Below are 12,622 nucleotides of genomic sequence, written 5' to 3' on the forward strand. Positions count from 1 at the left end.
ATACATAAAAAAAGACCTTGTAGAAAAAATGTATACAATTAATTTTGTAAACAAATATGACATAGAAAAACAACCTGAAGTTTTCTCTTTATATATAAATAATGAAAAATTTAAAGAAAAGGTACTTTTTATTTATTCTATTTTAGATGAAAATAGATACAAAAAATTTGTGGAAAATCATCAAGAAATTGAAAATCCAAATGATTTAACTATAAAATATAGTGTTATTGATTCTGATAATACAAAGGTTTTAATGTATAATATTTCTATAGCAGATATTGCTTTTGTATTTTAAAATAATTGAATAATTAATTAAAAGGCTAAAAATGTCCAATATTAAAAATGAGTTAAAAGAAGTTGTCGAAGTAACAATGTTACCAGAAGTTGAAGCATATTTAGAAGACTTGTTAAAACTTTTAGAGAATAATGAAGCAACAGAAGATGACATAGAAGCTATAAAAGAGATGGAATCATTTATGGTAGAGCTACAAAATATCGTTGAATCAATCAATACCAATCAAATCAATGATACACAAGCAAGTGAAGTTTACGACAAAATTATGACATTAATAGATGAACACAAAGAACATTAATTTTGGAAGTTGTTACCCTAAGTAGAGAAGAATATTTAGAATCGGTACAAAAACTAAGCCACTTTGAGAATCTAAAGTTTCTAAAAAATGCACTTGATTTGTGGGATAACTATTATAGTTGGGAAAAATTCCCACCCCTTGCTTTAAAAGTCAATAATCGTCATGTTACATATCTTTTTTACAATATCTCTAAAAATAACAAATATCTAACAATAAACAATATTCTAACTCCTTTTAAATATAGAAGAAATGGTTATGCATATAAATTATTAAAATATCTTTTTTCTTCAGTAAAGCCCAATAAAGTTGAAAGATACAAGCTGTATAGTGTAAACAATTCTATTAAGTTTTATAATAAATTAGGGCTAAGATATTGGGGTGTAACTAAAGAGTTACTTTATTATAGTGATTTTAAGATGCCTAATGATATAAAAGAAATTGAAGAGATTAATTATGAAGGTTCTACTGATCAATTCAATGATTTAGAGTTAGAAGATATTCATAATAAATTAAAAGACAATGCAAGCTCTTTTGATGAAAAAGAGATTCTCATCCATGAAGATTGTCTAAAACTTATGAAAACTCGTTTTAAATTTGATGAATTATCAGATGAGATAAAAAAAAGAGATTTGAAGTGAGTGAATCTACTTTTATATCTTTTCTTTAAATAGTTATTATAATGTATTTACTCACTTAAAGTAAATTTATCTCCTAAAGCAGTGTAAATAACTCTTTTCCCATAAAAATCCCCAAACTCTTTATCTTCAAAAGAAGCTTTATTTATAAAATCAGCACATTTTGATGAGTGATGGATATAATCATCTTTTAATTTTTTGTATAAAGAATCTCCACTTATAAATTCGCCTTTTTTTTCTAATGCCTTATACACTTTATTTAATATCTCATCATCTTTAAAACTATATGAAGATAAAGAAGCAAAAGGAACCATCTCCAATTTCTCTTTTTTGCCCAATTCTTTACCTTGAGTCATATCTTTATAAATTGCTCTTTCATACATGATTTTAAGTGTTATATATTCATAATTATTTAAAACCACTTTTTTATGCATATATAGATATAGCATTGGTTTTGGTATAGCTGTCCCAAAATAAGAAGGGATAACTTCAGGTAAAATACAATAATAAAAGCCATCTTCAAAATCATCTTTTATCTCTTTTTTTGATTTGACTTTTTCTATCTTATTTTTATTTAACCAATTGTATTTATTATTCCAAGCAATTATTGAGTCTCTTATATATTCAGGAATCTCAGTATAATCTTTCACATACTTTTTAGTTAATAAAGTAGTCTCACTAGAGTTATTATACCCTCCTCCTACATCAGAATGTGCTCCAGGAAGAAAATACTCTTCAAACTTTTTACCACCACTTAAAGTTAAACCATCTGTTTTTTGTATATCTTTGTTTATATCTTGAAAAATCGAATAGGCATCAAAGTTATATCTAAACTCATCTTTTGCCATGAGATGCACAACTTGTCCTATTTTTTCTTCATTTTTATCTTTAAAAAAGTTTAGGTTCAAAGATTGAAAATCATTTGATTGTTCCAATCCAAAATGTGGCACAGTATCATAAAGTCCTGCAAATCTAAAATTTATAGACTCTATTGTAATCTTCTTTTTCCCATAATATGGATTTTTGATTCTACTTCGGCCTCCTCCATAATATCTTTTTTCTGTATTTAAAGGATTGTAGTATCTTTTTCTATCTATTGATACTATACCAGTATCACCAAAAAATGGAGTAAATATATTTTTCTCTTTTTTCATCTTTATACTGTAGTTTTTATCATTTTTTTCTGCTTCATTTAAAATAGAACAGATAAAGTGTCTAGCTGTTGCTGCTCCTCTACTAAAACCAAATACATCAAGATATAGTTCATTTATATATCCAAGGGATGAAGCTCTTAATTGCTCTGATATTTTTATACAAGCATATATAATATGAGCTTCAATACCTGTTTTATCTTTTGTTAGATATTTTTCCCCTCCAAATCCTGAACCAAAAAGACCAGAATCCTCTTCATAATCTTCTTGTATAAAAGGGTTATTTGTTCCTGCTCCACTTTCATATAGTTTAAACCTACTTGTTGGAAGTATTGTTTTATCCCTTTTTACATCTGCACCATCATAAAGATTATATAGTCTACTGATATTTGATTCTCCATTTGTGAAACTACTATCTTCATCATCATCTGCTAAGATATTTTCTCTTATATATCTTTCTCTGTTTTCTTCTTCACTTGTATTTAACTCTTTTTTTACAGCAAGAAAATACTCAAATACTTTTTTTGCATGTTTTGCTTTTGTACTTTTTAATAACTCTTTTTCTTCTGTTTCAAGATTTGAATTTTTATCGAAATATCTTATCTCTTTTGGAGCTTTGTCTATTTGAGATAGAAGTAAAATTAGAACTTGGTCATTTAGTTCTGGATTTGGTTCTGATAGTATGTATTCTTGTATAGTTAAAATTTCTTCAATTGTTTTTTTATCAAAATCCCTACCTCTATTTATCTCAATAAACTCAGCAGGTTCTTTTAAAAACTCTGTATAGTTTTTATAAAAGTTTATATTATAAATATTATTTTGAGTTCCATCAAAAAACACTCCATACTCTACTATAAGTTCAGGCATATACGAAGCTGTGATATTCTCTTCATAAAGAGTTACTTCCAACTCTTTTATAGGTGTGTCTTTTTTTATATTATATACATAAGGAATAGATACTATTATATAAGCTTGCTCTTTTTCTAGGTATGTTATTTGTTCTTTATCTATTATTTCTTGACAACTATCTTGGCTAAAAGATAAAGTTCCTATACTTTTTCTATCTGTTTTTTCTTTTAGACTATCTTCTAGTTTATGATTATAGGCATGGGTATAATCTTTTGATTTTAGTATTGTTCCATAAGAGCTTGTATTACCTAAGTTTAATGAAGTTAGTTTTACTATTTTTTTATCAATATCTATACTATTTACAGCTTGTAGCTTATCTTCTATTAGGTTTTCGCTCTCTTTTTCTATGGCTTTTATTAAGTGATCTTTATATTTATCTTTTACAGTTTCTAAGATTTTTTCTTTATCTTTTTCATCACTATTTAATCTTTCACTCTCTTTGTCACTTATTATAATATAAGCAGTTCTAGTTCTAAGATTTGCACTATAGCCATGTATTTCTTCTCCTGTTTCTTTTACAGAATATCTATATAGATGAATCCCTTCATCTTGTTTGAAAAAAACTTGTCCTATAGTTATATCATTACTGCTCATATTTTACTCCTAGCTTTTTTAAATGGTATTTTGCATTTTCATGTCCCATTTTTGCCGCTTTTTTATACCATTTTATTGCATTTTCTTTATCTTTTAAATCCTTATCATATGTGTAACCTATATTATAAGTTGAACTTACATATCCTAGGTCACTAGCTTTTTTATACCATTCAATTGCCTTATCATAATCTTTTAATGATACGGCATAAATATTACCAACACTAGCAAGGCAAGAGATACAATTTAACTCTTCATAACCTTTGTTAAACCAATATATAGCTTTTTTATAATCTTTTAAAACTTCCCAATATATAAAGCCCAGTCTATTAACAGACTCTTCACTTTTTAGCTCAAACCCTTTTTTATACCAATCTATAGCTTTTTTATAATCTTTTAAATCTTCATATACTGTTCCTATACCACCAGCACAAGTTGCATTGCCTAGGTTTAAACATTTTTGAAAATATTCTTCTGCTTTTTTTAAATCTTTTATCTCTTTATTTTTTCTATATAAAATGCCTAGATTATAAAAGCCTCCAGATTCTCCTAAATTTCCAACTTTTATAAAAGTATCTATAGCCTTTTTTAACTTCTCTTGTTTTAAATATATTGTTCCCATAGCCAATAAAGAATAAGTATCTCCGCTATTAAAAGATTTTTCGTACCACGTTAAAGCTTTTTTGTATTGAAGTTTATTATCATAAATTACACCTAGGTTATGTGATGCTTTTACTTCACCATTGTTTGCAGCTATTGTGTAGTATCCTATTGCTTTATCTTTTTTATTTAAAAAGTTTGAATATAAACTTCCTAGTTGAGTATAGGATTCTATATTCCCTTTATCTTTACCTTGATTAAAATAATCTTTTGCGTTTTTATAATCTTTACTTCTCATATAATACAATCCAACACAGTTGTAACCTTGTATCTCTTTATCTTTTATTAGTTGTTTATATTCTTCTAAATCTTTGTTTGTGTATGTTTTTTTATTACATTGTTTTATATCGTAGGTACTTTTTTTTAGTTTTACTTTTTCATTTGTGCAAGAAGTTAATAGAATTAGAACTAGTGTGAAAAAGATAGATTTTACAATTAAATGCATTTATGTCCTTATATTAATAATATTAAAGAGATAAATTATATTTAAAATTATATTTTAGTTAGATAAAATAAACTATTTTTTTACTTTATTAATTTATAAATATTACAAAATAAAATTTATTGTAGGAAAAATATAAACTAAACTATTCTATGATAGAATCTTCTTTTCATGGAGAGTAGGAGAATCCATACTTGCAAATTTCATTACTCATTGATGTTTGTTTTTTCCTGAGTATTTTAGCTTCCATATTTATTTTTAGTTGTTGTTGACCCCGTTCACAATTATAATATTATTTAAGGGTAAAGCTTAAAAGCTCTCCCAGTCGTCAGTATCTTTTTGTGCCTTTTTTATTTCTGCTTGATTTTGTCTCTTTGGTTCTTTTGCATCTTGTTTTAACTCTTCTTTTATATTGTCATCTTTATTAGATTCTTTAGCTTTTACACTATCTTTACCTTTAAACTCTTTTGAATTTGCATCAGACACAATTAGTTTGGCTAGTTCGTCTGTTAATGTTGCTATATCTTGTGTTTCAGATGCTACCATTGCATTTTGTTGGGTTTGTTGGTCTAATTGATTCACGGCATCATTGATTTGTTCTATTCCTGACAATTGTTCTTTTGAGGCACTTTCTACATCAGATATTATTTTTGCAGTTCCCCCTATATTATCATTTAGTACTTTATATCCTTTTATCATCTCTCTTGCTATATTTTTGCCCTCATTTGCTTTGGTTGTTGCATTTTCCACTAATGATTTAATTTCAGTTGCTGCTTCTGCACTTCTTGAAGCTAAGTTTCGCACTTCACCTGCAACTACTGCGAACCCTTTCCCAGCTTCTCCTGCTGTTGCTGCTTCTACTGCTGCATTTAAAGAAAGAATATTTGTTTGAAAAGATATTTGGTCAATTACCGTGATTGCTTCTTTTATTGCTGTTACTTGAGAATCTATTTCTTCCATTGCAAGTGTTGTATCATTTGCCAATGCTTCTCCATTATTTGCTGCTTCTGTTACTCCTAATGATAGTGAAGACATTTTTGCTATATTTTCTGTGTTACTTCTAATATTACTTGTGATTTCTTCTAAGGCTGCGGCTGTTTCTTCTAATGAGCTTGCTGCTTCACTTGAACTTTGATTTAATTTATCTACATTATTTAGTAAAGTATTTGAACTTTTATCTAAAGTCAATCCATTGGATTTACTTTCTAGTAACATTTCTGTTATTGAGTCACCTAAGGCATTTATTCCTGATGATAATTTTAAAAGATGCTCTTTTAGTCCAGTTGTTGATATTTTATTTAAGTAATTATAAGATGAGTACTCTTCTACAATATTAAGCACATTATTTATATTATTCTCTAAATTATCTGCCATCTTATTTAACACATCTTTTAATTGCATTAAAGCTGGATTTGATACATTTATATCTAATCTTTGTACTAAATCACCTTGTTCAAACTCTCCTAATACTGCTATTGTCTCATCTATTAATTTTCTATCTTCTTCTATTCCTTTTTTTGTTTTCTCTATATTCTCATTTACTACTTTTGCCATCTTCCCAAATTCATCTGTTGAGTCGATTTTTATTCGTTCTACTTCTCCTATCTCTCTATTTAAGTATTTAAAAAAGTCTATTAAGCCTTCTTGGAATGTATTTAATAAGTTAGCTATATTTCTTGGTAACGCTATTGCTAGGAAAATTGCTAAAACTAATATTATTATAGATATCGTTGTAACTAATGATTTTATATTTGAATTTAATTTTTGGACAGCAGGGCCAATTGTATCTTGATCTTTTTTTGTCGAGATTATTATATTCTTTGATAATTCTACAATTCTTAAATCCAATACCCATAATTGTTTAATAATATTATTTCTATCATTAATAGTTTTATATATGAAATTTATACCATTTTTATAAGTTTTCGAAGCTGATGATACCATTTGTAATTGCTCTTTTCTTTTTGGATCTTCAACAACAGTAGTTAAATCATCTAGTACTTTATCAAAATTAGTAAGTTCTTTTAATACTCTATTATAATCTTCCTTTTCATTAGAATCTAAAAACTTTCTACTATAAAGTCTTGCAAATAAAGAAGCCTCAACGGCTTTCCCTGCCAAAGAGGTAACACTTTCTTTTTTATCATCTTTTGTACTTTTTATAATAGAATTTAAACTTCTATTTATTTTTTTTCCATTAACTTCAAGATTATTTAATACTTCATCATTTTTTTCTTTTATTAAAGTAACTACATTTAAAAATCCTTTTTTATATGTGTCAAAACTTTTATTAATCTCTTCTACCATTGATACTCTTGAAGGATCTTTAATCTCAGTTAGTGCCTCACTTACTAAGCCCTCAGAAATATCATAATACTTATTAAAGCCATCCATACTTTTTTGAGTAGCTACTTTAAAATAATCTAAAACATGCATTCTAACCATAAGCATATTTGAGTGAAGATCGCTTGCAAGAATAGACTGTTTAGCAATTTTTCTGTATTTACTAAAACCATTACTTGTTTCATTTATTGAAGATATACTATAAATTGCTAAACCTGCAATTAAGATAACCATCAATGAAAAAGATGAAATTAATTTCATCTTTATTGTTAAATTTTTAAACATAATTTTACCCTTGTTTATACTTTAATTTTTTTATATAACTTTGTAATTTTGTATATTTTATTAATAAAGCTCAAATAACTACACTATTATTAATAATAATTACAAACTTCATACCTTGATACTTTTTGCCATCAAATTCAAATCTTTCATTTTCTATTATAATTTCTCCTTTGTAATGTTCTTCGATAATTTTCTTTGATATAGATAACCCTAGATCTAAAGGAAATTCATTTATATTTCCAGTAGTAACTCTAATAGTAATTTTTGTATTATTTTGATTTGTTCTAGTTTTAATTATTATTGATTCAGATTTTTGTTTTTTCTTTAAAATATTTATTAAAGTAGATAGTGTATATGTAAATATTTGTGTTAGTTCATTTTCATAACCACTATAATTGCTATTACACAAGTAGTCTGTTTCAATTGATATTTTATATTTTTTTAAAGATTGATTATGTATAGATATTGCATTTTGTAAAACATTATTGATATTAAATGTTTTTACTTCTTCTTTATCTAATAAAAAAATATCAAAATAATTAATACTATTTATAATATTTTTTATATTTTCATTTATAGTTTTTAGTGTATTAATATATGTATCTTCATCTGAAAGACCAATCTCACTATTCAATAATACACCTGAAGAGATAGTGTAAATATTATTTAAAGGATTTTTACATTCAGCCATAACATTTTGCATAACATCAGCTAATTGTAAAATCCTATTATCTTTTTTATTTAATAAATTATTTTTATCCATTAATAAAAAATTCTTACTATTATTATATTCATAATTTCATATCTTATTTTAGCCTATTCTCTATTGTAATTATTTAAAAATAATTTTACTTAATTTTAACTCTTTAACACAATATCCTATAGGATAAAAATAATTTTTCTATTTCTTAAAATAATATTGTGTTTTTAATAAATTGATAATAGATGAATATTTATAATTTTAGTAAAATAATCCGATTAAATATAATAGAAATTATTATATTTATCCTATAGAATAAAGATAAAAAATTATTATATCTATATAGTTATGTTGCTAATGTAATAATAGGATAATCAATACAAAAAAGATAAAAAATTATTATAACTATATAGTTATGTAGTTATTAAAATTATATAATAATAGGATAATTAATACAAAAATGAATTTATTAGATACTACACCTGAATTTGAACTTGAACTTTTTTATAAGAAGATATCAGGGAATATAAAAAAAAAAGAATTAAAAATGGACTAAATCAGTTAGAGGTTGCACTTGAAATTGGGATAGGATCAGTAGCTTTTTATTCTAATTGTGAGAATTTAAAATATGGAAAACATTTTAATTTGGGACATATATATAAACTAGCAAAGTTATTTGATATAGAGCCTTGCGAGTTATTAAAATAAATATTTTAATAACTCATTCCAATAAATTGATGGGCAATATATTTTGCATGATTATCAGTCATACCTACGATATAATCAATAACTCTTTGATACATATTGTATAGTGAGTCGTTTTTATTTGGTTTATCATTTTCCATTAGTTGCAAGGCTCTTTGATCTTTAAAGGATAACTTTTTCTCATCTTTGCATTTGTGCAGTCTATAAGTAGCTTTTATTAGGTTATCTAACAAGGTTTCAATTATATTATAAGCACCAAGTTCTAATTCTACTTTTCTAGTCTCATTAAATACTTTTTCATGACCTAGTCTTTTTGCTACCAATAATCCTTGCTTTAAATCATCATTTGTAAAATATGTTAATAAATCTTTTTCTTGGTTTTCACTGCAGATATGTTCTAAATTTTCTTCAAATTTTTCCATTGCATGATTAGTAAGATTGTTGATTGACAGGGCAACAAATCTTGATAATCTTTGGAAATCATCATACTTTTCATTTGCAAGTGAATTTTTAACCTCTGGGGTTCCTAATATATGTTCAAAGATTTTTATTGTGTCATTAAGTGTGATGATTTTAAGTTCATGGGCATCTTGTAAATCTAACAACCCATAACAAATATCATCAGCAACTTCCATCAAATAAGAAAGTGGATGTCTCATATATGTCCCATCTTTTCTTACCAAATCAAGTTCTTTAAAAAGTAGTTCGAAAAACTCTTTTTCACTTTGAAAAAAGTTGAATTTTGACTTTCCTATTATCTTACAATTACTTGAAGCATAAGGATACTTTATAAGTGCTCCCAAAGTAGAAAAAGTAAGATTCATACCACCTTTAAAACTATTGTTTTCAAGTTTTGATACTATTCTAAAACTTTGGGCATTGCCATCTAGGTTTAAAAAATCATCTAACTCATCACTTGATAAGGCTTTTAGAAAACTCTCTTCTTTATTTTTTGCAAACCACTCTTTAATAACTTCTTCACCTGCATGTCCAAAGGGTGGATTCCCAATATCATGTGCCAAACAAGCTGTTTGAACTATATATCCCACATCATATGGATTTATACTCTCATTTTTTCTTTTAAATATCTCTCCAGCTCTTAATCCTAAACTTCTTCCCACACTTGCAACTTCTAAACTATGAGTCAATCTATTATGCACATGGTCATTTTTAGATAAAGGATGAACTTGCGTTTTTTTTGAAAGTCTTCTAAATGACTTTGAAAATATTAATCTATCATAATCTTTGTGGAAACTACTTCTATAAAACTCTTCATTTTTTGATTCTGAGATTTTACCTTCACCATAATATTTCTTTTTAGATAGTAGTTTTGAATACATCTATAACCTTTTATATTTTATTTTATTGATAAAAACCTGAGAAAAGTAAAACATCATCGCTGTTTTTATTCTCTAAATCTTTTGTAATAATTTTTTTAACTATTTTCCCAATACTAGGAGCAAAGGTCATACCAAGCCAACCCATTCCCATAGCATATACTAAGTTTTTGTACTCTTCATCTCTCCCAAATAGTGGTATATCATTTGGAGTAAGAGGTCTAAATCCTGTCCACTCTTTTATATCTTTCATCTCAAAAGGAAGTGTATATTTTTCAAAATTTGATTTTATACTATCTATTTGCTCTTTTACTACTTTTGTATCAGTAGAACCTAGTTCTAATTTTGAGGTAAGTCTTACGCTATCTCGTCTTGGAGTCATCACTATAAACAAATCACTAAACAGTGTTGATGTTTTTGGCTTAAATTCACTTGGCATAGAAAAAGTGATACTATAACCTTTTGCAGGTGTCATCATCAAACTTTTTTTTCTAATATCAGCTAAAAGTGTTTGATAACCAGTTGAAAGTATAAAGTTTTCTGCTTCGTAAGTGTTTGTAAGTGAACTTACTGATTTTACTTTTTTATTTGAAAATTTTATATCTATGATTTTTTGATTTAATATAAACTCAACACCCTCTTTTTTTAAAAATTCTTTTGTTTCAAACATAACTCTTTTAGGGTCAAGGTGAGCATTTCTATTAAATAAAATTGAACCTTTTATTTTCTCATTTCCACAAGGTAAATACTCTTTTGTCTCTTCTTTTGATAATATTTTATATGTTTTTTTATCTTTTAATTCACACTCTTTTAACTTCTTATCATAAGTAGCATCTTCTGTAAATACAGAAAGCATACCTTTTCTGTGATAGTCAAAATCTAGCTTATCTTCTTTTTGCATCTTTTCATATAGTTTTAAAGTATCTTCCCCATACTTTTCAAAAAGCATAACTGTTCTTTTAAATCTTTTTTCATTTGCACTTGCTGCAAATTTAAAAAGCCAAGTAAATAGTTTGGGATCAAGTTTTGGATGAACTTTTACTGGAGATTCACCTTTTATCATCTGCTTCATTGTGTTTGTAATAACACCAGGATAAGCTAAACATCCTTTATCAAAAGCAGATAATAATCCAGCATTTCCAAACGATGTACAATCAGTAATATCACCTTCATCGATAATAGTTACTTTTCGTCCAGCTTTATGTAAATGATAAGCACACATAAGTCCAACAACTCCAGCGCCGATAATAATAGTGTCTCTTTTCATAAATAGTTCTCCAGATTTTATTTGAAATAATACTATGCAAGTATTATACTTCAAGAAGAAATAAGATGTAATAAATTTCTTTAATGTTTAGCAAAAAGAAAAAATCTTTTTACTATAATATTCTACTCTTTACTGCTGTAAATATTATCTCTACTAGTGTATTAGAACTTGCCATATTTGCTTCAACACAAGCACGTGCAGGTGGTTGTTCTTTTGATACCCAAGCATCCCAGACTTCATTAAAGTCTGCAAAATCTCTAGCGATGTCTTTTACAAATATTTCAGCTCGTAAGATATGGTCTTTATTGCTTCCAGCTTCAGCTAATCTTTCTTCTGCCATAGCCAACACTCTTTGAGCTTGACCTTTTATATCTAAGTCTTTATCATCAGATACGATTCCAGCTAAATAAATAACCCCACTATATTCAACTATTCTACTCATTCTTTCATTTACTTGTTTTCTAATTACCATGTTTAATCCCTAGTTTGAGTTTTTGTGTGTTAAGTATAGCATTGTAAAGTTATATTATTATGAAAGTTTGCTCTTGAAGAACAAGTTCTTCGCTTCTCTTACTTTTGTATTGACGAAAAGTAAGCAAAAGCAACTACGGCTGCGAAGCCCTCCGGGTATCCTCACTTATTATTTTTATCTTTTCTGATTGGTAAAACTCGTTTATTAAAACTTGCATTTAGCAACTTTTAAACACTCAGACAGTTACCAATCTTATTTCAAAAAGAGAAAAATAAACGTTCGGCTTCTGTAGATGTAGTAATATATTTGGTGTCTATATATTACTTTATAAACTAGCAGTTAAAACTATCGGCTTTTCTTTCTGCCTTTGATGGAGCTGGAAGTTAGATGTTTATTTTCGGTAAAGCCCGAAACTGTTTGAGTTTCCACCTTTAAAAACAATTAAAAAGAGTCTATATTTTATTAAACAAAAATATTATTTCATTTCAATTTCCTTTTTATTTTGAGTAAAATTCAAGTATCTTTTAGAATC

At 26.7% G+C, this 12,622-nt stretch carries 10 protein-coding genes; 3 read left to right on the top strand and 7 right to left on the bottom strand.

Annotated features, from left to right (window positions below; translation table 11 throughout):
* The 3 genes from CRU95_RS15585 to CRU95_RS15595 form a co-directional block, all read left to right on the top strand.
* A partial coding sequence (locus CRU95_RS15585; RefSeq protein ID WP_129102041.1) for a hypothetical protein occupies positions 1-295 on the top strand: 295 nt, incomplete at its 5' end.
* A 31-nt stretch (positions 296-326) separates the two neighbouring features.
* A complete protein-coding gene (locus CRU95_RS15590) occupies positions 327-593 on the top strand; it encodes a hypothetical protein (protein WP_129102042.1) in 267 nt (88 codons plus the stop codon).
* A 2-nt stretch (positions 594-595) separates the two neighbouring features.
* On the top strand, positions 596-1,231 hold the full coding sequence (locus CRU95_RS15595) for a GNAT family N-acetyltransferase (protein ID WP_129102043.1): 636 nt from the start codon (positions 596-598) through the stop codon (positions 1,229-1,231).
* Between the two features lie 47 nt (positions 1,232-1,278).
* Here CRU95_RS15595 and CRU95_RS15600 read toward each other — a convergent pair whose 3' ends face one another.
* From CRU95_RS15600 to CRU95_RS15635, 7 genes are all read right to left on the bottom strand, one after another.
* A complete protein-coding gene (locus CRU95_RS15600; protein ID WP_129102044.1) occupies positions 1,279-3,882 on the bottom strand; it encodes a phospholipase effector Tle1 domain-containing protein in 2,604 nt (867 codons plus the stop codon).
* Positions 3,872-4,984 (bottom strand): SEL1-like repeat protein, encoded by a 1,113-nt coding sequence (locus CRU95_RS15605; RefSeq protein WP_129102045.1) that lies wholly within the window; start codon positions 4,982-4,984, stop codon positions 3,872-3,874. The genes CRU95_RS15600 and CRU95_RS15605 overlap by 11 nt, the downstream gene beginning before the upstream one ends.
* A 306-nt stretch (positions 4,985-5,290) precedes the next feature.
* Positions 5,291-7,609, bottom strand: coding sequence for a methyl-accepting chemotaxis protein (locus CRU95_RS15610; protein ID WP_129102046.1), 2,319 nt, complete (start codon positions 7,607-7,609; stop codon positions 5,291-5,293).
* A gap of 70 nt (positions 7,610-7,679) precedes the next feature.
* Positions 7,680-8,372 (bottom strand): HAMP domain-containing histidine kinase, encoded by a 693-nt coding sequence (locus CRU95_RS15615; RefSeq protein WP_129102047.1) that lies wholly within the window; start codon positions 8,370-8,372, stop codon positions 7,680-7,682.
* A 650-nt stretch (positions 8,373-9,022) separates the two neighbouring features.
* Complete coding sequence (locus CRU95_RS15625) at positions 9,023-10,354, bottom strand: deoxyguanosinetriphosphate triphosphohydrolase (protein ID WP_129102048.1); 1,332 nt, start codon at positions 10,352-10,354, stop codon at positions 9,023-9,025.
* Between the two features lie 22 nt (positions 10,355-10,376).
* Positions 10,377-11,618, bottom strand: a complete 1,242-nt coding sequence (locus CRU95_RS15630) for an FAD-binding oxidoreductase (protein WP_129102049.1) — start codon at positions 11,616-11,618, stop codon at positions 10,377-10,379.
* Positions 11,619-11,730: 112 nt separating this feature from the next.
* Positions 11,731-12,090, bottom strand: a complete 360-nt coding sequence (locus tag CRU95_RS15635) for a RidA family protein (RefSeq protein ID WP_129102050.1) — start codon at positions 12,088-12,090, stop codon at positions 11,731-11,733.
* Positions 12,091-12,622: the final 532 nt, after the last annotated feature.

Source organism: Arcobacter sp. F2176, assembly GCF_004116465.1.
In the GTDB taxonomy this organism is placed as follows: Bacteria; Campylobacterota; Campylobacteria; order Campylobacterales; family Arcobacteraceae; genus Arcobacter; species Arcobacter siniprincipis.